This window comes from Nitrospirota bacterium, assembly GCA_016207885.1.
Classification (GTDB): Bacteria; Nitrospirota; Thermodesulfovibrionia; order UBA6902; family UBA6902; genus JACQZG01.
On the sequence record JACQZE010000003.1, the window covers coordinates 82,990 to 107,170 of the forward strand.

At 47.5% G+C, this 24,181-nt stretch carries 19 protein-coding genes; 8 read left to right on the plus strand and 11 right to left on the minus strand.

The window, feature by feature from the left end:
• Window positions 1-140: 140 nt before the first annotated feature.
• From gatA to gatB, 5 genes are all read left to right on the plus strand, one after another.
• Window positions 141-1,595: an Asp-tRNA(Asn)/Glu-tRNA(Gln) amidotransferase subunit GatA gene (gene gatA, locus HY807_00465; protein ID MBI4824882.1), complete on the plus strand. Its 1,455-nt coding sequence runs from the start codon at window positions 141-143 to the stop codon at window positions 1,593-1,595.
• Window positions 1,596-1,880: 285 nt separating this feature from the next.
• A complete protein-coding gene (locus HY807_00470; GenBank protein MBI4824883.1) occupies window positions 1,881-3,974 on the plus strand; it encodes a hypothetical protein in 2,094 nt (697 codons plus the stop codon).
• Between the two features lie 30 nt (window positions 3,975-4,004).
• The gene (locus tag HY807_00475; GenBank protein ID MBI4824884.1) at window positions 4,005-4,322 is read left to right on the plus strand and encodes a nucleotidyltransferase domain-containing protein; all 318 of its coding nucleotides are present in this window, start codon (window positions 4,005-4,007) and stop codon (window positions 4,320-4,322) included.
• On the plus strand, window positions 4,309-4,713 hold the full coding sequence (locus HY807_00480; GenBank protein ID MBI4824885.1) for a HEPN domain-containing protein: 405 nt from the start codon (window positions 4,309-4,311) through the stop codon (window positions 4,711-4,713). The genes HY807_00475 and HY807_00480 overlap by 14 nt, the downstream gene beginning before the upstream one ends.
• A 15-nt stretch (window positions 4,714-4,728) precedes the next feature.
• Window positions 4,729-6,159, plus strand: a complete 1,431-nt coding sequence (gatB, locus tag HY807_00485) for an Asp-tRNA(Asn)/Glu-tRNA(Gln) amidotransferase subunit GatB (protein ID MBI4824886.1) — start codon at window positions 4,729-4,731, stop codon at window positions 6,157-6,159.
• Here the strand turns inward: gatB and HY807_00490 are convergent.
• From HY807_00490 to HY807_00515, 6 genes are read right to left on the minus strand one after another with little or no spacing between them, the layout of a single operon-like run.
• On the minus strand, window positions 6,156-8,243 hold the full coding sequence (locus HY807_00490; GenBank protein ID MBI4824887.1) for an EAL domain-containing protein: 2,088 nt from the start codon (window positions 8,241-8,243) through the stop codon (window positions 6,156-6,158). The two genes, gatB and HY807_00490, sit on opposite strands and share 4 nt — an antisense overlap.
• Before the next feature lie 44 nt (window positions 8,244-8,287).
• Window positions 8,288-10,537, minus strand: a complete 2,250-nt coding sequence (locus HY807_00495; protein MBI4824888.1) for a GAF domain-containing protein — start codon at window positions 10,535-10,537, stop codon at window positions 8,288-8,290.
• Window positions 10,538-10,593: 56 nt separating this feature from the next.
• Window positions 10,594-11,514: a hypothetical protein gene (locus HY807_00500; protein ID MBI4824889.1), complete on the minus strand. Its 921-nt coding sequence runs from the start codon at window positions 11,512-11,514 to the stop codon at window positions 10,594-10,596.
• Between the two features lie 15 nt (window positions 11,515-11,529).
• Window positions 11,530-13,590, minus strand: coding sequence for a TonB-dependent receptor (locus tag HY807_00505; protein MBI4824890.1), 2,061 nt, complete (start codon window positions 13,588-13,590; stop codon window positions 11,530-11,532).
• A gap of 15 nt (window positions 13,591-13,605) precedes the next feature.
• Window positions 13,606-15,702, minus strand: a complete 2,097-nt coding sequence (locus HY807_00510) for a TonB-dependent receptor (GenBank protein MBI4824891.1) — start codon at window positions 15,700-15,702, stop codon at window positions 13,606-13,608.
• A gap of 25 nt (window positions 15,703-15,727) precedes the next feature.
• The gene (locus HY807_00515) at window positions 15,728-16,513 is read right to left on the minus strand and encodes a response regulator (protein MBI4824892.1); all 786 of its coding nucleotides are present in this window, start codon (window positions 16,511-16,513) and stop codon (window positions 15,728-15,730) included.
• Window positions 16,514-16,720: 207 nt separating this feature from the next.
• Here HY807_00515 and HY807_00520 point away from each other — a divergent pair, with 207 nt between their 5' ends.
• The 3 genes from HY807_00520 (at window position 16,721) to moaC (ending at window position 18,962) form a co-directional block, all read left to right on the plus strand.
• Window positions 16,721-17,920 carry a DNA helicase UvrD gene (locus tag HY807_00520; GenBank protein MBI4824893.1) on the plus strand — a complete coding sequence of 400 codons (1,200 nt, stop codon included), beginning with the start codon at window positions 16,721-16,723 and terminating at the stop codon, window positions 17,918-17,920.
• Between the two features lie 133 nt (window positions 17,921-18,053).
• Complete coding sequence (locus HY807_00525) at window positions 18,054-18,485, plus strand: C_GCAxxG_C_C family protein (protein MBI4824894.1); 432 nt, start codon at window positions 18,054-18,056, stop codon at window positions 18,483-18,485.
• Window positions 18,486-18,962, plus strand: coding sequence for a cyclic pyranopterin monophosphate synthase MoaC (gene moaC, locus HY807_00530; protein MBI4824895.1), 477 nt, complete (start codon window positions 18,486-18,488; stop codon window positions 18,960-18,962). It abuts the gene before it with no gap.
• Between the two features lie 3 nt (window positions 18,963-18,965).
• On the opposite strand, the gene amrA is transcribed toward moaC, so the two are convergent.
• The 5 genes from amrA to HY807_00555 are packed head-to-tail and all read right to left on the minus strand — an operon-like array spanning window position 18,966 to window position 24,059.
• Window positions 18,966-19,472 (minus strand): AmmeMemoRadiSam system protein A, encoded by a 507-nt coding sequence (amrA, locus tag HY807_00535; GenBank protein ID MBI4824896.1) that lies wholly within the window; start codon window positions 19,470-19,472, stop codon window positions 18,966-18,968.
• Window positions 19,472-20,446, minus strand: coding sequence for a polyprenyl synthetase family protein (locus HY807_00540; GenBank protein MBI4824897.1), 975 nt, complete (start codon window positions 20,444-20,446; stop codon window positions 19,472-19,474). The genes amrA and HY807_00540 overlap by 1 nt, the downstream gene beginning before the upstream one ends.
• A 4-nt stretch (window positions 20,447-20,450) precedes the next feature.
• Window positions 20,451-21,512 (minus strand): S-methyl-5-thioribose-1-phosphate isomerase, encoded by a 1,062-nt coding sequence (gene mtnA, locus HY807_00545; protein ID MBI4824898.1) that lies wholly within the window; start codon window positions 21,510-21,512, stop codon window positions 20,451-20,453.
• 55 nt (window positions 21,513-21,567) lie between these two features.
• Entirely contained in the window at window positions 21,568-22,764 is a 1,197-nt protein-coding gene (locus HY807_00550; protein ID MBI4824899.1) for an Nramp family divalent metal transporter, read from the minus strand.
• A gap of 35 nt (window positions 22,765-22,799) precedes the next feature.
• A complete protein-coding gene (locus HY807_00555; GenBank protein MBI4824900.1) occupies window positions 22,800-24,059 on the minus strand; it encodes a magnesium transporter in 1,260 nt (419 codons plus the stop codon).
• Between the last annotated feature and the right edge of the window lie 122 nt (window positions 24,060-24,181).

The following is a 24,181-nucleotide window of genomic DNA, read 5'->3' on the forward strand; positions in this document are numbered from 1 at the left end:
CGGGACAGCTCCCTGGATGCTTGGTGGATATTTATACATGATAGTGATTATTGACTTTTTTGGCAATAGAAAACTTTCTTTATAAAGCGGGGAAGTAGTAAAATAACAGGCAGTTTTTAACTTTTAACTATGGGGACAACTTGGAACTTCACAGCCTTACAATAGAAGAAGCGCGCGATGCCATTCACAAAGGCGGCCTGAGCCCGGTCGAGCTCGCAGAGGCGCTGCTGAAGCGCATAGATGAGGTTGACGGAGAGACAAGGGCGTATGTCACTGTCACAAAAGATGCCGCAATAGAACAGGCAGCACAGGCTTTGGAGCTTATCAAAAAAGGCGATAAACACGCCTTGACAGGCATACCTTTGTCCATCAAGGACAACATGTGCACCGAGGGCGTCAGAACCACATGCTCGTCAAAGATACTTCACAACTTCATCCCGCCGTATGAAAGCACAGCCACGCAGAAACTCAAGGATGAAGGTTACGTGCTACTCGGCAAGACAAACCTTGATGAGTTTGCCATGGGCTCGTCAACTGAAAACTCAGCCTTCGGCCATACAAGAAATCCGTGGGATACGGCAAGGATACCCGGCGGTTCCAGCGGCGGCTCTGCGGCAGCGGTTGCGGCAGGCGAATGCCTTGCATCCCTCGGCTCAGATACCGGCGGTTCCATAAGGCAGCCCGCATCGCTCTGCGGTGTTGTCGGGCTGAAGCCGACATATGGAAGGGTCTCGCGTTACGGACTTATTGCATTTGCGTCATCGCTTGACCAGATAGGGCCGATCACAAAGACGGTGAAGGATTCCGCCATACTGCTGAATATCATAAGCGGGCATGACCGCAGGGATTCAACATCTGCCAACATTAACGTGCCTGACTTCACCTCAGCACTCGGCAGGGATATCAAAGGCATGAAGATCGGGATACCGAAAGAGTTCTCAGTCGCGGGACTTGATAAAGATGTGGATATCGCTATCAAAAATGCCATTAAACAGCTTGAGTCGCTTGGAGCTGTGCCGGTCGAGATCTCGCTTCCGCACACAGGTTATGCTGTTGCTACATATTATATACTCGCGACTTCAGAAGCATCTTCCAACCTCGCAAGGTATGACGGCGTCAGGTACGGCCTCAGGGCTGAAGGCGAAGACCTCATAGATACATACATAAAGACACGGTCAGAGGGCTTCGGCTCAGAGGTGAAGAGGAGGATAATCCTCGGCACATACGCCCTCTCATCGGGATATTACGATGCATACTATAAAAAGGCTCAGCAGGTAAGGACGCTGATAAAGGGAGATTTTGACAGAGCATATGAATCAGTTGATGTGATAGTGACGCCGACTACGCCGACTACCGCTTTCAGGGCGGGTGAGAAGATGGAAGACCCGCTGCAGATGTATCTCTCGGATATCTTCACAATATCAGCCAACCTCGCAGGCGGCCCCGGCATCTCCATCCCATGCGGCTTTGATTCAAACAACCTGCCGATCGGGCTTCAGTTAATGGGCAAACACTTTGATGAAGAATCAGTACTGAAGATAGCATACGCGTATGAGCAGTCAACAGAGTGGCATAAGAGAAGGCCAAAGATATAAATAAATACTCCCATCTTAAATAAAGAGGGGCAAGGGGAGATTTTACAATTAAAAAATCCCTATCTATCCTTTTTGCTATATTATGAAAACCATTAAATTTCTATGGCCAAAATAATTCCTTTCAAACAAAACCAATCCTCTGAAGAGAAGGCTCTCCGCAAAAAGCTTCAAACAAATCCTGACGATCTTGAGACATGGGGCAAGCTGCTTATACTGAAAATCCAGCAAGGCAAGTTTGATCCTAACAACGATTATGCAAAAGCTATTCTACGTTGCATTGAGACAGTGGATGTTGAACAGATAAATCAATTTCTATACTCCATAACTCCGATAGTGGAGAATATTGGTTGGTATGAGCCATCGAGGCATAATCCGGCTAAGGCTAAACTGATTTCTAACTTGATCCTTCCATATCGTCAAAAGAGACAACTAATCAAAATATATGAGACTTATTTTACTGGTGACTTGTTTTTTGACAGTGTGCAGACGCTGGCTCCTGATATTTCTTATATAAAAGAAGAAGAGCAATCATTACTTGGCAAGACAAAGAAATCGCACCCTCCTCTCAAGAATTATTTCATAACCTGTCTAAAAGCAACTGTTGAAAAATATGGATTCATATCTCCAATTATTAGCTTGATAGTCTTTAGCAGTTGCCCTTTGGAAAAAGAATTCTCAGAAAAAGATATAAGAAGATTGTTAGGGAAATATTCTTCAATGGCATCAAAAAATACTAAGATATATCATGTCTTCGAAAAAGTTGAATATGTTCTATTGTCTTCTAAATTAAAGGATAAAAAGTTAAGCTTTGGTGATTTGTGTAAACTTCTACATCTCAGATACGATCTCGGCGGGCCTTTTTCAGATGTCTGTAATGCGATACTTGATGCCATACCTAAAACTAATATAGACGAAATAACTAAAGGCGTTGAGTTTGATGATGTACTTTTTTCTGAGTGTGGTGATATTAAGTATAAGCCGTTGGGAAGTAAAAGCAACTCTGTTTTCCTTAAAGACTTCTATAATAAGTTGCATGAAAACAACAAGATTAATAATAAACTGGCCCTTCAAGCGTTTTTATTCTTCATGCGTGATTTAAAAAGCTGCCCGCTGAAATATTTAGTTCTTGCTTCTTTATATAACATGAACGATGGTGATCCATTGTCTGCTGCCGAAGGTTTTTATCACGCAGGGGTAAAATATTACGATATCAGTTATTACCACGAATCCATGGACTGCTTAAAGAACTCTCTTTTTAATGCTGCATTTATATTTGAAAATCCGCTCGATTTCATTGACATGGATACATTTATTCAGGTTGCAAATAAACTGAACTCATACGAGGACAGCATCAATTTTCTCTCAAAGTTCAAGTTGCTTCAAGAGCATGGTTTATCAATTCATCAGGGGTTTCTTAATGAGATTGAATCAACGAAGACAACACTTGAATATAGGCACAATGCACTGACGTATCATAAGATAGATGGGTTTTATGAATTGGTTGCTCAGGAAAACTTTCCGGAAATTCAATCTCATATCGTGAAAAAGGGTAAGGGTGCATTTACCCTTACCGGAGAACAACTGCAAATTCTGCTTAGAAAGATTCAAGAGAAATCAGACATCATCCGAGGCATTAAAAGCATCAGCGCAAAGTGCGACATGCTGATGTATATGCACAGGGAGATTTATGACAAGCAGGCGGCGTTCTTTGAAGTTATGAAGGAGAATCATGGCTCGATTGAGAATTTAATTAGCCAGAATACCGAAAAGATAATCGAGAGCATCCATAAGAAAAATGAAACATTCATATCTCAAATCAACATCAAGACCGCGCAGGATTTTTACCACGATGTGCTTGGCGTGCGTTTATGGAAAAGCCTTGATGAAGCCACAAGAACCTTCCTCATGCTCGCACGGCATCTTGACACGACAAACCAGTTTTCACCGTCTGATGAATTCGGCTTTGTGGCAATAGAATACGCAAAGGCGATTGAGAACGAATTCAAAAAGAAAATCATTGACGGCTGCCTTTCAAAAGAACCGCATATCAAATATCGAGGCCCTGAAAGAGTCATTATAATTACACAGGACACAGTCATCACCATGGGGAGTATCTGTTCCCTGATTGATAAAACAAAAAAGGTCAAAGGCAAGGAAGACTTATTATGGCAATTGCACAGCTTTATCATCAATCATACAAACGGCAGGCAAAAGTTATTTGACTTAAAGAATGCGCTCTTTGATATAAAAGACAAATACCGCAATCCCGCTGCACATCCGGTAAATTACTCGAGAGAACGGCTGGATTCGTTTAAAAGCCTGCTCTTTCAGAAAGCCTTTTTGAAGGATTATCTTTCATGTATGCAAATGGAGAAATAAGGTAAAATAGGCAAACCACGGAGAACGCTCATGGACATAGAATATTATTTAAAAGAAGCTGTAAAAAGAATTATTGACAACTTCCATCCTGACAAGATCATTCTCTTCGGCTCTTATGCCTATGGAAAGCCGACTAAAGACAGCGATATTGACCTCATGGTTGTAATGGATACCGATATGCAGCCTTATGAGAGAGCCGTCCCGATAAGAAAGGCTCTAAGAGACCTCGGAATGCCTAAAGATATAATCGTGAGAACACCTAATGAGTTTGAAAGCTTCAAAGATATTATAGGCACCATGATTTATACCGCTGCACATAAAGGCAGAGTTATCTATGCAAGACAATAAATCAGACGTAGTAAGAGCTTGGTTCAAGAAGGCGGAGAACGATCTCAGAACGGCTGAACACATTATTAAGATGGAGGATCCGCCATATGATACCGCATGTTTCCATACTCAACAGTGCGCTGAGAAATACTTGAAGGGGTTCCTGTTATTTCATGAGATAGACTTCCCAAAAACGCACTCGATAGAGGATCTGGTTTTACAGTGCAAAAAAGTTGCACCATCTCTGGAATCAGAAATAGGGGATATTGAGATTTTATCAATCTATGCTGTAGAGACGAGATATCCGGGTGAATTGTATTATGACATCCCTGAAGAAAGGGCACAGGAAGCGATTGCTCTGGCAAAAAATGTTAAAGCAGTAGTCCTGAAATCATTAGAAGGGAAGATATAGAAAGTGACGGAGCAAATGCAATACGAAGCGGTAATCGGGCTTGAGATACATGCCCAGCTTTTAACAAACACAAAGATATTCTGCGGCTGCCCTGCGTCATTCGGAGATGAGCCGAATACCAATACATGCCCTGTCTGCACAGGCATGCCTGGCGTTCTTCCTGTGATGAACAAGAAGGCTGTCGAGTATGTGATAAAGACAGGCCTCGCCTTAAATTGCAGCATATCCCCTTACAGCAGGTTTGCAAGAAAGAACTACTTTTATCCCGACCTGCCTAAGGGCTATCAGATAAGCCAGTTCGAGCTTCCGCTGTGTGAAGGCGGGCATGTTGAGATAACTGTAAACGGCGCATCAAGAAAGATACCTCTGACCAGAATACATCTTGAGGAGGATGCCGGAAAGAATATACATGAAGGCTCCTCAGGCCACAGCCTCGTTGACCTCAACAGGGCAGGCACACCATTGATGGAGATCGTCTCCGAGCCTGACATCCGCACTCCGCAGGAGGCGGCAGAGTTTGTGAAGAAGTTAAGGGAGCTTGTCAGATGGATCGGGGTGTGCGACGGCAATATGGATCAGGGTTCTCTGAGGTGCGACGCAAATGTATCTGTTCGGCCTGTCGGACAGAAAGAGCTCGGAACAAAGGCTGAGATAAAGAACATGAACTCATTCAGGTTCATCGAGAAGGCGATAGATTACGAGATAAAGCGCCAGATAAAGATGGCGAAGAATGGTGAGAGGATCATGCAGGAGACAAGGCTCTGGGACTCAGACAAGGGCATAACCGAATCCATGCGCTCAAAAGAGGGCTCGCATGATTACAGGTACTTCCCCGAACCCGACCTTGTTCCGGTAGAAGTAAGTGAATCATGGATAAGCGGGATAAAGGCAGGGATAACAGAACTCCCCGGACTCAGGCGCGCAAGGTTCACTGAAGATTTCAACCTGCCTGAGGACGATGCCGCGCTTCTCACATCAGAGAGATCAATAGCAGAGTGGTTTGAAGATGCTGTTAAACTCGGCGGAGATCCAAAAATGGTATCGAACTGGATGATGGGCGAGCTTATGCGTCTGCTGAATGAAGAGAACAGAGAGATAAACGAATCACCGTTAAAACCACCACACCTTATCGCAATGCTCAAGCTTATTGAAAAAGGCACGATAAGCGGAAAGATCGCCAAGGCCGTATTTGAAGAGATGTATAAGACAGGGAAGGACGCGGAGGCGATAGTCAAAGATAAGGGACTTGTCCAGATAAGCGATACAGGCGAGATAGAATCCATAGTTGACGGCATTATCGCCAACAGCCCCAAAGAGGTTGAGAGGTTCAGGGCCGGAGACATGAAGCTCATGGGATTCTTTGTGGGCGAGGTGATGAAGGCGACCAAAGGCAAGGCAAACCCGGGGATCGTGAATGCCTTGATAAAAAAGAAACTGGCCCCTTAACCCTCTTTCTGCTGTTTGATCAAGAGTTGTTTGAACCCGTCGGCAGGCAGAGCCTTACTGAATAGATACCCCTGCATTTCGTCACAGCCTATGGAACGCAGAAACTCAACCTGATCCGGAGTTTCCACGCCTTCGGCTATCACCTTCAATTTCAGGCTGTGCGCCATGGCGATGATCGCGCTGATGATGGCCTTGCTGTCGGTATCCAGTGCGATGTCATGAACAAATGATTTATCGATCTTCAGTTTATGGATGGGGAATCTCTTGAGGCAGCTTAAAGATGAGTATCCAGTTCCGAAGTCGTCAATAAAGAAGTTGATACCCAGGCCTTTCAATCTGGAGAGATTCGGTATTGTAAGTTCAATATCCCTCATCGCGACATTTTCCGTGATCTCAACACAGATATTTCCGGGATCAAGGCTGCTCTCGCCCAACGCGTGCGATATTATCTCTGCAAAGTCTGTATGCTGAAACTGCATCGCGGAAAAGTTCACTGAGATGCATATGGGCGGCAGGCCTGACCGCTCCCATTCCTTGCTCTGGGCGCAGACCGTGCTGAGCACCCAGATATCAATAAGTTTAATGAACCCGGTCTCTTCAGCTATCGGAAGGAACTGCAGCGGAAGGAGCAGCCCCAATTCAGGGTGCTGCCAGCGTACAAGCGCCTCCGCGCCGATTATCCGGTTCATCGCGATGTCCACCAGCGGCTGATAGTGCACAACCAGTTCGCCAAGCTCGATGGCCTGGCGCATCCTGTTCTCCAGCGTTATCCGCTCCAGTGTCCGGATGTTCACTGAAGGGTCGTAGAATTGATAGTTGTTCCTGCCCCTCTCTTTCGCGTGATACATGGCGATATCGGCGTTCTTCATCAGGTCCTCATAATATTTGCAGTCATCAGGATAAATGCTTATGCCCAGGCTGATGGAGACATTCAGTTCGCGCCCATTTATCATGTATGGTTTTTTGAATGCCGCCACGATCTTCCCCGCAATGACTGCCACATCCCTGGCATCGTTGATATCCGGCAGCAATATGCCGAATTCGTCGCCGCCGATACGCGCAATGGTATCGGTTCCGCGGACACACTCCCTGACCCTGACCCCGACTTCCTTAAGAAGCATGTCGCCGATGGAATGCCCGAGCGTTTCATTTATCGTCTTGAAACGGTCGATATCAAAAAACATCAAAGCCACTTTCTTGTTATCATGCGCCGCTGCCAGTTCAGAGGTAAGATGTTCGATCAGCAGGGCCTTGTTAGGCAGGCCGGTAAGAATGTCATGATATTCCTGGTATTTAATGGTGCTTTCCAGTTTTTTGCGTTCAGTAATATCACGAAAGGCTACAACGATACCCGAGATATTGTTTTCGTCCTCCCTTATGGGCGCGATACTGTCGGAGATCGGCACCTCTTTCCTGTCTCTGGTAATAAGCACCCTGTCTTCCATCAGGTTGAGAATGATGCCTTCTTTTAAGACCTTCTCCAACAAAAGGCTTTCGACGGCGTGTGAATCCTCGCTATTCCCGTTTTTGATATTGAATATCTCAGCCAGTTCTTTCCCCATCGCGTCTTCATGCTTCCACCCGGTTATCTCTTCGGCCACTTTATTCATAAAGGTCACGCGCATATCCTTATCTGTCGCTATTACCCCGTCTCCGATGCTCTTCAGCGTGATGGAAAGCCAGCGTTCCATCTTTTTCAGCCTGGTCTCCATCTCATGCTTGTACAGGGCGATCTCAATTGCCGTGCGTAATTCCCTCTCGTTGAAAGGCTTGAGTATATAACCCAGAGGTTCGGTCAGCTTGGCACGCTGCAGGATGGCGTCGTCCGCGTAGGCGGTTAAATATATGACCGGGATATTAAAACGGCTGTGGATAATTTCAGATGCTTTTATTCCGTCCATCTCGCCTTTTAATACAATATCCATCAATATCAGGTCAGGCTGGAATTCTTCAGCTTTCTTTACAGCTTCTTCTCCTGACGCGACAACCGCCGGAACGGCATACCCCAATTTCTTGAGGCTGTCCTCGATATGCATCGCGACAACACTTTCATCTTCAACTACGAGAACTTTCTTGCTCGTCATGGCAACAGCTCCTTGTCATATGTAAAATTCAGGCTTCTATTTTATCATCTGGGCTTATACTTAATCTCCGGGAACGTAATTTTAAAAGTTGTTCCCGCGTCCCTGACAACTTCAACACTCCCGTCCAGCTGGCCTGCCAGGGCGCTTACCAATTTCAGGCCGAGGGTATCGGTTTTTTTGAAATCGAGCCCTTCCGGCAGCCCGATCCCGTTATCGCTCACCGTCAGAGTGAATTTGCCTTCTCCTGCAGGATAGATGCTTACCGTGATCCCTCCTGTTCTTCCATTTGGGAAAGCATGTTTAAAACAGTTCGAGACCAGTTCATTTATTATCAGGCCGCAGGGGATGGCTGTATTAATATCAAAAGAGATGCCTTCGGCATGTATCTCAGGCCTGATAGTATCGGTGTTCACTCCGTAGGTAATGCACAGGCTTGTCACCAATTCATCAATATATTCCTGAAAATCAATTCTCGCCATGCTTTTCGACTGATACAGTTTTTCGTGGATCAGCGCCATCATGTCTATGCGGTTCTTGCTCTCACGCAGGGTCGCGAGCGATTGTTCATCCCTGATGTATCCGGACTGAAGATGGAGCATGCTGGATACGATCTGAAGGTTGTTCTTTACCCTGTGATGGATCTCCCTCAAAAGAACCTCTTTCTCCGCAAGAGACGCCTTGATCTTCTCTTCATCTCTCTTCCGGTCGGTTATGTCGATGGTATACTCTATCACCTGTGTGATATTGCCATTTCTGTCGAAAATAGGATATCCGTGAACCTCATGGATCCTGGGGTTCCCCTCATTGTCATAATGAATATGCTCGAGTGTCACGTCCTTCCCCGTCTTCCTGATCTGCTTGATCACGCACGGATGTTCCACATCTTCACACGGCCTGTCGCTCCGGTGCGTCAGCGCGTAACAGGTCGCTTCCCCGGTCACGGCGCCGAAGCCGGCAGCGGAATTAGACAGTGTTATGGTGTAATTATCGGCGTTGATGACATAAAATGGATGAGAAAGCGAGTTCAGTATATTGTTCATGAGTTCATTCTGCTGAACGATCTTTTCCTCAACCTGCTTGCGCTGAATCCCGATGGCGATCTCGTCAGATACTGAATCCAGCGTATTAAATACATCGTAGGAGAAGTGCTTTCCCGCAAATATCTCCATTATTCCAACCAGCCCTCCCTCAACGATCAGCGGGTAGCAGGCAAAGGACTCGATCCCTTTTTGCCTGGCCCATTCCCTGTCTTTGGTATTCAGATCGTCAAGCATGTTGCTGCAATGCGGGTGAAGATTATGGGCTAATACGCCTGCTTCGAACTCTCCTGCTGACATGCAGGCATGCGGGCTGTCGGCAAGGCCGTATATCCCTGAGCTCGCCTGGAGTTCAAGCGCATTTTTGCCTGCGTTGAAAGTCCATATACGCGCAAGTGACGCGTCAAGCTGAGAGACTATGTTGTCAGCGCAGCGCTGAAGCGTAGTTTGCAGCAGGTTGCTCTCTGTGAGAACAAAGCCGATCTCGGAAACAAACGCCGAGAGCCGCGCGCGGGCAAGAAGCATCTCCTCCCTTTCGCCTATGATCCGGCTCATCCTGTTAAATTCAGATGTGAGCAGGCCTATTTCATCACCGGAGCTGACAGGTATCTCAGGATATTTGCCCTTGCTGATGCTCTTTACAGCGTTGGAAAGCGCAGTAAGCGGCCTTGTGGCGATGGTGAACAATTTAATTATTATGATAATGTTAATTACGGTAAAGACGAAAGCTGTGGCCAGCCCCTTGAAAATGATCCTGTTTGCCGCTTCCTTCATGGAGGCCTTGGAAAAGCCTATTCTTACCCATCCCACATTTTCTTTTATCTCTTTGCCGGCTGCGGCTTCATGAAAAACATCGATATCCTCCACGGCCTTGACGGTAAAGACAGGGGCGCAAAGATCGAAATAGTCATCTTCTTCAACAATTGACGTCTTCCCGCTGCCGGCGCATTCAAGGCTGTGACGCGGAACATCCCCTTCTTTCTCAAGCAGCGCCATATTATTGTCATAGAACGCGATAAAGGATATCTCGGAAACATTCTTCAAAGATATCATGGCTTTTTTCATAAGCTCGGGATTGCCTGAAATAAGAGGAAGCTCGCCTAATTTAGAAGCAAGCTCTGTCACGAGCTCGGCCTTTTTTATTATTTCGCTTCTCATTATGGCGTTTTCAGTCCTTACTGCCTCGAAGGTGAAGACAAACGACGCGAGCGTAAGGCCCAGCACGGCCGAGAGAATAATTTTATTTCTGAAGGTCATGTTCCTTAACAGATCAGCAAATGTTTTCCAGGGAATAAAATTCGATAAGGATCTCATTAATAGGCCCTCTCAACTGTTTCAAGCAGCTTCTCGGGGATCGTTATTTTCATCGCCGCCGCCGTATGTTTATTTATATAAAGCTTGAACCTGTCCGGAGGCATCGGCGGCATCCCTGCCGCGCTTCCCTTCATGAGCACATCCATGGCAAGGCGGCCTATCTGCCTGCCTATAGCGGCTTCGTCAAAGACAAGCGAAAAAAGCGAGCCTGTCTTCACGTATTTTTCCGAGATCCCGATCACGGGTATTTTATTGATGAATGAGAAAAGAAAGATGTCTTCAATTGCCTTGCTTGAGATGAGATCTTTTTCCGGAAGGAGGAGGATGGCATCCACCTTCCCTTTAAAAGAGGCGATCCCTTCTATGAATTCATATGAGTTTCTCGCGGTGCGGATCTCCAGCCACGACGTGTCTACGGAAGACCTGACAGACTCCACGCATTCAGGCAGGCATGTAATGCCCACCTTCTTTATATTGGGGAAGTATTTGCTGAAAAATGATACGTATTCGCTCACCGGGGTTTCCATATAGACTCCTGTGATATTTCTCCTGTTTGTTTCCGGCGGTGCGATTATCAGGCCGTAGATCACCGGAACCGACTCGGGAAGCGTGAAGGCGATATCTATCGCGTCCCTGCCGAGCGCTATCACCACCTTCGCTTTCTCTTTCCGGACAATATTATTAAGGTCATTATTGATATCTTTTACTGATCTGACAGCAGAGTTATTGCCCATGACCCCGTCTATTGCGGTTATTACATCGGATACCGGCTGCAGCCCGGTATCGCCGATGATAAGCACGTCAGCGGAATACGCAGCGGGCACAAAACAGAAGCATATTATTGCGACAGTCAGTATGAAAAGCTGTTTTTTTAATCTTATCTTCATTAGAATGAATGCCGTCAATAAAACCTGTATCAATACGTTATCCTCTCATTAATATTTATAGCTTGCGGTTATCATTCCTGAAATCCCTTCCCTCGGAAAATCTCCGGGAATAAACTGTGATGCACCTGATGTGTCAGGGTCTTCATATTCTTCGTCAAACAGATTATGAACTGTTCCCTGTATCTCAAGAGTTCTGTAAAAGTTCTTCAAGGTCAATGAAAGATCAACAGTTGCATATGAAGCTGCAGGGCCTCTTGTGTCTCCTGAAGCTCTCGATCTTTCGCCTGTCCATAATACATCGGCATGCCCGTTCAGATATTCCGTCAGCCCGTAATTTATGCTTCCGGAAGCGCGGTGTAAAGGAACATACGGCAGCCTTTCATTTGTTATGGAGTTTCTCGGATCCTGATAAGTATAAGACAGTTTCCAGTAATTGTCGGGTGAGTACCGGCCGGCCAGCACAAGCTCGACGCCGTCAATTTGGGCTTCTCCCGCATTCACATGGAGCGCGGGAGATGTTGATGTGTCCCAGGCTATCAGGTCTTCGATCTGGCTGTAGAAATAATTCAGGTCAACAGTAAATGACGGGGCCAGCCTGATCCCAAGGCCCGCTTCATATGTTTTGATCTTTTCAGGATCGAGATCGGGGTTTCCTATATTCACAGGATTATTGCGATTGTACAACTCAACAAAGTTCGGCGCCCTGAATGCCTGGCCGTATAGCAGCTTCAGATCAGCATTTTTTAAAAAGCCCCATACAAGCCCGGCCCTGGGGTTGGTTGTATCACCCGAATCGCTGTAATGGTCATGCCGTATCCCTGCTGTAAGATTGAGGCTGTCTGTTATTTCCCATTCGTCCTGGATATATACCGCCCATATCTCTCTTTTTGCATCCTTGTTCCAGTTTGCCACCTCCTGTACCGGGCCGAGGTCAACGGGAACCGGCGGGAATACCGTGGGATCAAAATTCGCAAATTGTTTAACGTCGAATTGCTGGATCTTTTCGTAGACAGCGCCGCCTGTTATGTGATTACTGCCGGAAACAGCATAGTCAAACTGAAGTTCACCGCCAAAGCTCCTGTCCTTGAGTTTCGGTTCTCCAATCATGCCGTCCGGGAAAGCCCCGGCAAATCCCTCGGGCATCACTTCAACATGTGAATCCTGTTCATAGTAGTTGTAATAGGCCTTTATCGTTGTCAAAAGATGTTCGGTGATATCGCGGGTGTAACTTAACTCCCCCCAATAGTATTCAATAGGATTAACAGAGCCATCTGTCAGGGCATAGGCGAAACCGATATAGTCGCCTTTTCTTTTCTTTGTCAAATAGTGGCCGCGGAAGGCCAGATCGCCATATGATGCCTTGAGAAACAGATCGGCCTTCTCGACTTGCAAAAAACCATTGCCCGGAGTGGCCGTGTAAGGAGTTCCTGACAGAGCATCTCGTTCTATCATGAACTTTTCGCCGTTAGTCCTGAAATAATCGATGCTGCCTGATACCTTCAGGCTGTTCTGGAAAGATCTGCCGCCGGTAAGATTTATCTTCCCTGAATGGAAACTTCCGTATGAGCCTTTAGCATCGATGCCGTCTATCTTGTCCGCATCCCTTGTAATAATATTGATGACAGATACAAAGGCATTTGCGCCGTACAGTGCTGAACCAGGGCCTCTTACTATCTCGATCTGCTTTATATTTTCAACAGGGAGGTCGTCGGCAATGAAATATAAAGCGCTTCCGGTGAAAGGAATATTCAGAGGGTGGCCGTCAATCATGACAAGGACCTTTTCAGACAACGTGGTCCGTATCCCCCTGACCTCAAGCATGACAGCGCCGAACTCATTGATTGACATCCCGAAACCCGGGACTCTCTTCAGAACATCCGAAAGATCCCTTGCGCCCATGTCCCTAATCTCTTTTGCTGTGATGACCGTTGCTATCGCGGGCGCCTTTCTGACGGGAGTCGCATATCTTGTGGCTATCACAAGCTCCTCCTTTTCGAAGAACATGAGAAGCTCCTCCGCTGTCTCGGTCCGGAGCGCCGCAACCTCGTAGGCAAAGGAGTTTGATATGAACGCCGTTAGAATGAATACTGTCAGGAAAACCTGTATCAATACGTTATCCTCTCATCAATATTTATAGCTTGCGGTTATCATTCCTGAAATCCCTTCCCTCGGAAAATCGCCGGGGACAAGCTGTGATGCACCTGATGTGTCAGGGTCTTCATATTCTTCGTCAAACAGATTATGAACTGTTCCCTGTATCTCAAGTGTCCTGTAGAAATTCTTTAAGGTAAGCGCAAGGTCAACTGTCGTGTAAGTAGCTACAGGGCCTCTCGTGTCGCCTTCAGGCCTTGACCGTTCGCCGGTCCACAATACATCTGTGTGCAGATTCAGATATTCCGTAAGCCCGTAATTCAAGCTTCCCGATGCGCGATGCATGGGCACATCGGGCAGTCTGTCGCCTGTGCCGGAGTCCGCCGGATTCTGATAGGTGTAAGACAGGTTCCAGTAATTGTCCGCAGTATACCGGCCTCTCAATACAAGCTCAACCCCTTCAACCTCGGCGCCCCCTCCATTTGTAAATAGATAGGGCATGTTGGACTTGTCCAGAACTATCAGATCTTTAATCTCGTTATGAAAATAATTCAGGTCAATATCGAGAGTGTGCGCGGGCCTGAAACTCAAACCTGCTTCATAGGTCTGTATCGTTTCAGGGTCCAGGTCTGTACTGCCTGTGGCAGCTATATTATTTTCAGTATAAAGTTCGCCGAAATCCGGGGCCCTGAATGCCCGGCCGTAGAGCAGCTTCAAATCAGCATTATTTAAAAAGGCCCACACAATCCCGATCCTCGGGTTTGTAGTGCCGCCTATCTCGCTGTAATGATCATGACGCACACCCGTCGTTAAGTTCAGATCATCTGTTATTTCCCATTCGTCCTGAATATAAAAGGCCCATATTTCACGCTTCGCATCCCTGTTCCAGTTTATCCCTGCTGTAGACGACGTGTCCTGCACCCCTCCCGGCAGGGGAGTGGGCACAGGAACGATAAGGGTCGCAGGCGCGTAATTGGAGATCCGCTTGACGTCGTACTGCCTCATTCTTTCGTACAGCGCGCCGGCTATGAGGTGATTATTATCGAACATATCGTAATCCAGCATGGCCTCGCCTCCCCATGTGCCGTTCTTCAGGTTAGGGCCGCCGATCAGCCCGTCAGGAAATCCTCCCGGTATTACACCGACAAGAAATCCCTCGGGCATCAGCTCAATCGTTCCCTTCTGTTCGTAGTGATCAAAAAACACTTTAATATTAAGGGAAAGATTTTCCGTGACCGGAGCGCCATAGCTTAACTCATGCCAGTAGTTTTCAATTTCAAAATCGTTGTCATCTGTGAGAGCGGAAGCAAAACCGATATAGAAGTCCTTTTTCTTGGCCATATAGTGTCCCCTGTATAAGAGATCGCCATATGATGCTTTGAGGAAGAAGTCTGTTTTATCAAGCCCCAGTTCTGTGTCTCCGGGAGATGCTGCCCATGGTGTTCCAAAGGTGCTGTCCTTTTCTATCCTCAGTTCAGCTCCGTCGGTTCTGTAATAATCGAGGCTTCCTGAGACCTTGAGATCCTTTGTTAATGACTTTCCGCCGAGCAGATTGTATTGTTCCGTGCCAAAACTGCCGCTCTTGGCGGTCAACTGAAGGCCGTCTATGTTCTCTGCATCTTTTGTGATGATGTTTATGACCGACACAAAGGCATTTGCTCCATAAAGCGCTGAACTCGGGCCTCTGACGATCTCGATCTGTTTGATGTTCTCAACCGGAAGGTCTTCAAAATGATGACGGAAGGAAGAGCCGACAAAGTTTTTGTTGAGAGAGTGCCCGTCTATCATCATAAGGACTTTTTCGGATAATGAAGACCTGATGCCCCTTACCTCAAGCATATATGAACCCTGCTCACTTATTGATATCCCGAAACCCGGGACCGTCTTTAATACATCCATTAAATTCCTTGCGCCCATATCCCGTATCTCTTTCGCTGTGATGACAGTTGCTATCGCGGGCGCCTTTCGAACCGGGGTTTCATGCCTTGTGGCGATAACAAGCTCTTCTTCTTCAAAGAACATCAGCAGTTCTTCCGCAGTTTCTGTTTTGAGCGCCGCAACTTCAAAGGCAAAGGAAGTTGAACAGATAAACAAGGCTGTCAATAAAACAAAACCGGCTCTAATAAACATCCTTTCTCCTTTTACTTCAGGCAATTCAACACTTCTTGCTGCTGCCGGTCATGTCACGGAAGACTATGACGATGCCGGGGATACGGTCTTCTTCCCTGATGGGCGCAATGCTGTCTGAGACGGATATCTCTCTTCTGTCTTTGGTAAAAAGTATGTTGTCTTCCATAAAGTTCATAATGATGCCTTCTTTTAATACCTTCTCCATCAAAAGCCTTTCAACCGCTTCCTTCTCATTGATCTCCTTGCCACGTACGCTGAATATTTCAGCCAGTTTTTTCCCGATAACATCTTCCTGCTTCCATCCTGTCATGTCCTCGGCAACTTTGTTAATGAATGTGACGCGCATTTCATGGTCAGTGGCTATGACGCCGTCGCCTATGCTCCGCAGCGTGACAGAGAGCCAGCGCTCCATCTTTCTTAATTTGGTCTCCATCTCATTCTTGTAAAGTGCGATCTCGATGGCTGATCTCAATTCCCTCTCAGTAAATGGTTTGATTATATAACCTAAAGGCTCGGTCAGCTTCGCCCTGCCCAGTATAGCGTCATCAGCGTAGGCGGTCAGATAAATTACAGGGATATTGAATTTTTCCCGTATCTGTTTTGCTGCCTCTACCCCGTCCATATCACCTTTTAACACGATGTCCATCAATATCAGGTCCGGCCGCGTTTCTTCGGCTTTTATTATAGCCTGTTCGCCTGACGCTACAACTGCGACAGGTTCATATCCCAATTTCTCAAGACTGTTTGCTATATGCATTGCAACTACGCTTTCGTCTTCAACAACAAGGATCTTGGTTTTCGCCCCGCTCATTCCGCCTCCATTGACCTTCAGGCATCATATAAATTGTCACTCTCAATATGCCTGATATTATATAAGTTATTTATCATTCAATATACATAAAGTCAAGAATCTGCCTGCCTGGATTGAACATTCAGGATGAAGAAAATGAATAACAATATGATCACAGTTTATAGCTCTGAATTTGTTAGAACTGCGATTCAAGTATAATATCTCACTATGCCGAAAATCATCGCCGACCTTCATGTTCATTCCGGCTACAGCCGCGCCACGAGCAGGGATATGAACGCCAACCTTATGGCTCTCTGGGCAAAGAAGAAAGGGATAAACCTGCTTGCTACAGGTGATTTCACACATCCTGAATATCTCAAGGAACTGAAGAAAGACCTGAAGCCGCTCGGCAACGGTTTATACGCGACAGAAAAAGAGCCGTCAGTGAACTTCATGCTCACCGCAGAGATAAGCAGCATCTACAAGCAGGGAGGAAAGGTAAGGAAGATCCACAACCTTGTCTTCGCACCGGGCATCGAAGTGGTTGAAAAGATAAACAGCGTATTGGATAAACGAGGCAACATCAAGTCAGACGGAAGGCCGATACTCGGCATATCAGCCAAAGAACTGCTGAAGATGATCCTCGACATATCTGAAGACTGCCTCTTTGTGCCTGCGCACGCATGGACGCCGTGGTTCTCCATCTTCGGCAGCAAGTCAGGCTTTGACTCGATAGAAGAGTGTTTTGAAGAATACTCGAAATACATCTATGCGATCGAGACAGGGCTCTCCTCAGACCCTGAGATGAACTGGAGGCTATCTGCGCTTGATAATATTACTCTCTTATCAAATTCAGATGCGCATTCACCAGCCAAATTAGGAAGAGAGGCGAACGTCTTTGACTGCAATATGGATTATTACGATGTCATTGATACGATAAAGAAAAAAGACCGGAATCGTTTTCTCTATACAGTTGAGTTCTTCCCTGAAGAGGGCAAGTACCACTATGACGGACACAGAATATGCGGAATATCATTCTCACCGGCTGAGACAAAGAAGCATAAAGGCATCTGCCCTGTCTGCAAAAAGCCTCTTGTCATAGGCGTAACCAACAGGGTTGACGAACTTGCCGACAGGGACGAGGGTTTTGTGCCTAATAATGCGATACCTTCAAAACACCTTGTACCTCTTGTCGAGATCATAGCCGGGGCGTTTGGACAGGGAGTGAATACAAAAAAGGTTAAAGCCGAATATGAAAGGCTCGTCTCTATACATACTGAATTCGATATCCTTCTTGAGCTTGGAGAAGATGAGATAGGCGTTATCGCGGATGGAAAAATAGCAGAAGGTATAAAGAGAGTGAGGAGCGGTGATATCAAGGTCGTGCCGGGATTTGATGGTGAGTATGGCAAGGTATCGATATTTTAGTAACTCCCCCTGCCCCCTGCTTAAGGGCACCTACTGTTGGTCTTAGGTTAAGAGGGGGTGGCGAAGCCGGGGGCGTTAATATAATCATCCTTTCCCACTCGAAATTTTTACTTCAAACGTTTATCATAAACCCATGAACAGAACAGATACCGCTACATCGCTTTTCAAAAAAGGTTATGACTGTTCCCAGTCGGTTTTAGCGGCATTCGATGATGTTACGGGGATTGACCGTGATACATCGCTTAAGCTCGGGAGCCCGTTTGCCGGAGGCATGGGCAAGATGGGGGATACCTGCGGCGCTGTCACTGGCGCGTTAATGGTCATCGGTCTGAAGCACGGCGCAACTGATCCTGCGGATAAAAAGACGAAGGAGAAGGTTCACGGGCTTGTAAATGAGTTTGTCGAAAAGTTCCGGTCGCTCAGCAGCTCTACTATTTGCAGGGATATTATCGGTCTTGATATAAAGACCATAGGCAGGCTCTCATCCGGTGAGCGCAAGGATGTGCATACAAAATGCCTTAAGTGCGTTCAGGATGCCGTTGAAATTCTTGAGGAGATTTTATAGATGAAGAAACTTACTCATATAGACGAAGAAGGCAGGATGAAGATGGTCGATGTTTCAGGAAAAAATATAACTCTCAGAGAAGCGGTTGCGTCCGGCGCTGTAAATATGAAGAAAGAGACGCTTAAGCTGGTCACCGACGGAAAGATAACAAAGGGTAATGTGCTTGAGGCTGCGAGGCTTGCCGGTATCATGGCTGCCAAAAAGACATGCGATATCATCCCTCTCTGCCATCAGATAAACCTCAGCACTGTCAGCGTTGATTTTAAGATCGACAAGAAGAAGAACCGTATAAATATCGAGGCAAAGGCAAAGTGCAAGGGAGAGACAGGCGTTGAGATGGAAGCTCTTGTTGCGGCCTCAACCGCTGCTCTTACAATTTATGATATGTGCAAGGCGGTTGATAAGGGAATGGTGATCTCAGACATCATGCTCATGAAAAAGAGCGGCGGCAAGAGCGGGAAGTGGGAAAGAGAGTAATTGCTATTTATACCTCTTGACTTCAAACCTGTAAATCTCGATCTCCTCACCCTTGGATATACCGGCCTTCCTGCAAGCTATATCTAACTGTTCCTCAACCGTATCAACACCCTCAAGATCAGGAAGCAGAAGCCCGCGACGGTTTCCGCGCTTTACGATAACTCCGTATCTTTTAGCATCAAGGTCTTTTCTGTTTTTTACAATCTCAGGCGCTGAGAGCACGTCAACTGAATAAACTATCTCATCGAGTTCTGAGGGATCTACCGGCGGAAACCTCGGATCCTGCGTTGCGGCGCTTATCGCATTCTGGATTATCTCTTTGGCGACATTCTCAGTTGTGGGAGAGAATGTGCCTATGCAGCCTCTCAGTTCACCGTGCATCTTGAGGGAGACAAAGACGCCTGCCTTATCTTTCATCTCAAGGGGAGGTTCTACAGGAGGGGCGATAATCTCCCTGTCTATGACATACTTCGCAATCGTCTCTTTTGCGAGCTTCACAAGCGGATGCACTATTTTTCTCTCTTTAACGCGTACTCAGCTATGGTTATCAGCGAGGTCTTCTCCATCGAGTCATCAAAGATATCAAGCTCTGCCTTTGCCTCGTTGATTATGCTGTTTGCCTTTTCATATGACTTCTCAATGCATTTATACTTCTCAAGCAGCCCGGTTATATAGGAAAGGTCTGACCTGAACATCTTCTCAGCCCTTATGATGGACTTCACCTTTTCAGCCTCTTCATCGGTCGAGCTTTTGAGCAGATAGATGAGCGGAAGCGTTATCTTGCCCTCTTCAAGGTCTTTGCCGAGGCTCTTCCCGAGCGCCTTCTCCTCCGCCATGTAATCAAGGACATCGTCAGCGATCTGAAACGCCAGCCCGAGTTTCAGGCCGTATCCTGCCATGGCATCCTCCTGCTTCTTTGATGCTTTGCCGAGGATGGCCCCGCTCAGGCATATGGAAGATATGAGTATCGCGGTCTTGTCCTTTATTATCTCCATATACTCCGACTCTGAAATATCAAAATCACCTTTGATGCCGAGCTGCAGCACCTCGCCCTCTGACATCTTGGCTGTGGCGCCTGAGAGCGCGTCCATTATCCTCTGGTTGCCGAGCGAGCTTGCGACCCTCATGGCGTTGGTATAAAGATAATCGCCCACAAGTATGGTGAGCTTGTCTCCCCAGACAGAGTGTGCGGGCGGCCTCCCCCTTCTTACGCTCGCGTCATCAACTATGTCATCATGCAGCAGTGACGCGGTATGTATAGACTCAACGCTGCACGCAAGGACATAGGCCTTCTCCCCGTGGTAATTAAATATCCTTGAGCTGAGTATCGCCAGTAAGGGCCTGATGCGCTTTCCGCCTCCGGTAAGCATATATTGCCCTATCTCTGATATGGCAGGCGCAACAGCCATGAACATCCCGTTGATAGAATCTTCGGCAGAATCCAGGTCTTTTTTATAGTATGCGCAGACTTCCTTGATCTTCATATGGTTAGGGTTTGAACCTGAATTTATCCAGGTCGGTTCCGGGTTCATTTATCATGTGAAGGTTCTCAGGCCTGAAGACCCCCTTCTCCGTGATTATGGCTGTTATATATTTGGCAGGCGTCACATCAAATGCTATATTCCTGACCCTTACGCCTTCAGGGGCTATCCTGCATCCGAATATATTCGTCACCTCTTCAGAGCCGCGTTCCTCGATAGGTATCTCCGCTCCGGTTGCCATGGAAAAATCAATGCTGCTTGTAGGCGCTGCTACATAGAACGGTATGCCGTGCTCTTTGCATAACACCGCCAGTGAGTATGTCCCTATCTTGTTGGCAACGTCCCCGTTTGCCGCGGTGCGGTCGGTGCCGACTATCGCAAGGTCTATCTCGCCCCTCTGCATGATGGCTCCGGCTGTGTTGTCGCTGATAAGCGTCACCGGGATATTATCCTGCATCAGCTCCCATGCAGTAAGCCGGGCGCCCTGAAGCACAGGCCTTGTCTCATCTGCAATGACCTGTATCTTTTTTCCGGATTCATGCGCGACGCGTATCGGCCCGGTAGCGGTGCCGTAACCGCCGGTCGCAAGCGACCCTGCGTTGCAATGCGTGATTATCGTATCGCCGTCCTTTATGAATTGATTGCCGTATCTGCCTATCGTCTTGTTTATCTCAATATCCTCTTCAAGCACCTTGTTCGCCTCTGCGACCAGCAGCTCTTTAAGCTCATCAACCGGCCTTTTCTTGTTCTCATTCAAAAGCCTCTTCACCCTCTCGACAGACCAGTGAATATTGACGGCCGTCGGCCTTGTGGCAAGGAGCGTATCAAAGACCGTCTGCAGCTCTTTCATGAAATCATCAAAACCGGCCGCCTTTATCTCACGCGCGCCCTGTGCTATCCCCATGGCAGCTGCTATCCCTATCGCCGGGGCTCCGCGTATCCAGAGCTTCTTGATGCCTTCCGCCACCATCATGTAGTCAGTGCATCTTATATAACTGACCTCGTGCGGCAGTATGCTCTGGTCAAGCATCATGACTACACCGTCAACCATCTCTATCGTTTTTACCATGTTATCTCCTATAGTTTCAATTATAAACCAAAGAACATATCAGATTCCCGGCCTGCTACACATTGAGCGGCATTATTGTTGTTATAACAAGAAACGATGTCAATCCTATTATCGTTATGACAGTTGCCCATGAGATGTAATTCCAGGCCCTGGAATTACTGTATTCGCCCATGAGCTTCTTGTTGTTCACAAGCAGCAGGGCAAAGACCAGCACAAACGGAAGCAGTAGCCCGTTAAGCACAGCTGAGAGCACCATGAGAAGGACAAGCGGCGCACCCGGGATCATGATAACAAGCGATGCCAGGGCTATGGTCATCGTATATATCCACATGAACTGCGGCGCCTCGCTGAACGTCTTGTTGACGCCTGCCTCCCATCCCATCGCCTCGCAGACATAGTAAGCCGTGGCAAGAGGCACTATGATCGCGCCGAGCAGAGAGGCGTTCGCAAGGCATAAGGCGAAGATCAGGTACGCGTACTCTCCGGCAAGCGGCTTCAGCGCGAGCGCGGCCTCTGACGCCTCGGTGACCCGTATGCCGTGCGGAAAGAGCAATGCCCCGCATGTAACGATAATAAAGAAGCTGATGATATCCGTTATGGAGCATCCGATGATGACATCAAGCCGCATCGCCTTGTACTGTCTTTTCTTGATGCCCTTCTCAGCTATCGAAGACTGGAGATAGAACTGCATCCAGGGCGTGATAGTGGTTCCGATGATGGCGATGCTGAGCATGATGTATTCCGAATCCCACCGCATCTGGGGAATGACGGCGCTCTTCAGCACCGGCCCCCATTCAGGCTGTGCCATAAAGCCGGAAACAACATATCCGAAATAAATAAGGCAGGCAAAAAGAAGTATCTTCTCGACCAGCCGGTAGCTCCCCTTGGTGACGAGTATCCAGATCGAGAGCGCCCCGACAGGCACCATGATGAATTTGCTGAAACCGAGGATCTCCATGCTGGCTGCCCAGCCCGCAAGATTAGCGACGGTATTGCCGAAGTTCGCGACAAAAAGGCCTAACATCATATAAAAAGCCGCCTTGACCCCGAAGTTCTCACGGATCAGGTCGGAAAGCCCTTTGCCTGTCACAACGCCCATGCGCGCTATCGTCTCCTGTATCACCACGAGAGCGACTGTCGTGGGCAGCAGCGTCCAGAGCAGGGCGTATCCGAAACGCGCGCCTGCCACCGAATAAGTGGTTATGCCGCTGGCGTCATTGTCAATGTTAGCGGTGATGATGCCCGGCCCCATGACGCTCAGAAAAAAGAGGATGTTCCTGCGGATCTTCAAACTCTCCGCCTCTTCTTCTTCGAAGCCGGCGGCAGAAGGATGTCAACTATGTCGTCAACCGTGATAATGCCGTGCATATATCCGTTCTCATCCACAACGGGCAGGGCGAGCAGGTTATATTTCGAGATGATCTCGGCGACGGCCATCTCATCCTCGCCGGGCGCGACGGTCTTGAGATTGGTCTCCATAATGTCCGCAAGATAAGAGTCATTGTCAGCGATGAGCACCTCCCTCAGAGATGCAACGCCCTGCAGCTTTTCCTCTTTGTCAACGATGTAGAGATAATATACATTCTCAGCCTCCTGCGCCTCGGTCCTGAACCGTTCGGTCGCCTCCCGGACCGTTATATCCGGGGGATAGGAGATAAAGTCGTTTGTCATGAGCCCGCCGGCGGTGTCCTCTTCATGCATGAGCAGTTCCTGAATATCTTCAGCCTCTTCTTTCTCAACATGTTCGAGTATCTCATCGGCCCTCTCCTTGGGCAGGTCGCTCAGGACGTCGGCAGCTTCGTCAGGCGGCATCTCTTCGATAATGTCAGCGGCCTTCTCAGTGTCCATGGAGTTGATGATATCCGCCTGCATCTCAGGCTGAAGCTCCGCGAGCGCCTCAGCAGCGGTCTCTATGTCAAGGTCATTGAAAAAGCTCGCCCCGTCCTTCTGTGAAATGCTGTTGATGATATCGGCGATATCAGCAGGATGAAGTTCTGAAAGCATCTGGCGCGGCACTGTCAGAGATATCTTGGTAAGCCTCGGCTCAAGCGGCTGTAAATATCCCCAGCCTATGAGGTTTTGCGAAAGCGTCTTCCCGAAGAGCCTGTAGATGCTCTCGCTCCTCCGCTCTATCCCGAGGCGCCTCAGTATCCCGCTCATCCCCACATCAACAGCGGCAAGCCATGCCATATAATGCTTTCCTTCAAGCTTGACGTCATTGACCCTCACGACCTTGGCCCCGTCAGCGTCAACTATCTGCTTGTCAAATATGTCCCGCACGATAAGCAGGTCGTCCTCTGACGATACATAAGATTTTACATGGGGGGAATATATCTTTGAAGATATTACGCTCTTGTTGAATATGCTCAGCTCATCCCATTCGAGGCGGAGCTTGTCCTTCTTGTTGAGTATGAGGGCTGATACCTTGGGGAGATGCTCCCCCTTTATCACGACAAAGTCAGAGACCCTGCCGAGTTCGTCCCCTTTTGGGTCAAGAACCGGTTTATTCAATAACTCGCTGATAAAGAGTTCGCCAAAAAGGGACATCGATGATTCTCCTGTATATGGATAGGGCCTTTTACATGATTGTAATCCTGACCATGAAGTATACCTAAGAAAAAAGGTTTTGGGCAAGGTGAATGAAGCAGGTTTTGTGGCAAAGCGGAGCT

Bases quoted from the DNA above. Each gene is read 5' to 3' on its own strand.
- HY807_00495 (MBI4824888.1), bottom strand. From the start codon at position 10,537: ATGACCTTCAGAAATAAAATTATTCTCTCGGCCGTGCTGGGCCTTACG.
- moaC (MBI4824895.1), top strand. From the start codon at position 18,486: ATGAAGAAACTTACTCATATAGACGAAGAAGGCAGGATGAAGATGGTC.
- HY807_00540 (MBI4824897.1), bottom strand. From the start codon at position 20,446: ATGAAGATCAAGGAAGTCTGCGCATACTATAAAAAAGACCTGGATTCT.
- HY807_00520 (MBI4824893.1), top strand. From the start codon at position 16,721: ATGCCGAAAATCATCGCCGACCTTCATGTTCATTCCGGCTACAGCCGC.
- HY807_00515 (MBI4824892.1), bottom strand. From the start codon at position 16,513: ATGAGCGGGGCGAAAACCAAGATCCTTGTTGTTGAAGACGAAAGCGTA.
- HY807_00525 (MBI4824894.1), top strand. From the start codon at position 18,054: ATGAACAGAACAGATACCGCTACATCGCTTTTCAAAAAAGGTTATGAC.
- HY807_00510 (MBI4824891.1), bottom strand. From the start codon at position 15,702: ATGTTTATTAGAGCCGGTTTTGTTTTATTGACAGCCTTGTTTATCTGT.
- mtnA (MBI4824898.1), bottom strand. From the start codon at position 21,512: ATGGTAAAAACGATAGAGATGGTTGACGGTGTAGTCATGATGCTTGAC.
- HY807_00475 (MBI4824884.1), top strand. From the start codon at position 4,005: ATGGACATAGAATATTATTTAAAAGAAGCTGTAAAAAGAATTATTGAC.
- gatB (MBI4824886.1), top strand. From the start codon at position 4,729: ATGCAATACGAAGCGGTAATCGGGCTTGAGATACATGCCCAGCTTTTA.
- HY807_00490 (MBI4824887.1), bottom strand. From the start codon at position 8,243: ATGACGAGCAAGAAAGTTCTCGTAGTTGAAGATGAAAGTGTTGTCGCG.
- HY807_00555 (MBI4824900.1), bottom strand. From the start codon at position 24,059: ATGTCCCTTTTTGGCGAACTCTTTATCAGCGAGTTATTGAATAAACCG.
- HY807_00550 (MBI4824899.1), bottom strand. From the start codon at position 22,764: ATGGGGCCGGGCATCATCACCGCTAACATTGACAATGACGCCAGCGGC.
- HY807_00480 (MBI4824885.1), top strand. From the start codon at position 4,309: ATGCAAGACAATAAATCAGACGTAGTAAGAGCTTGGTTCAAGAAGGCG.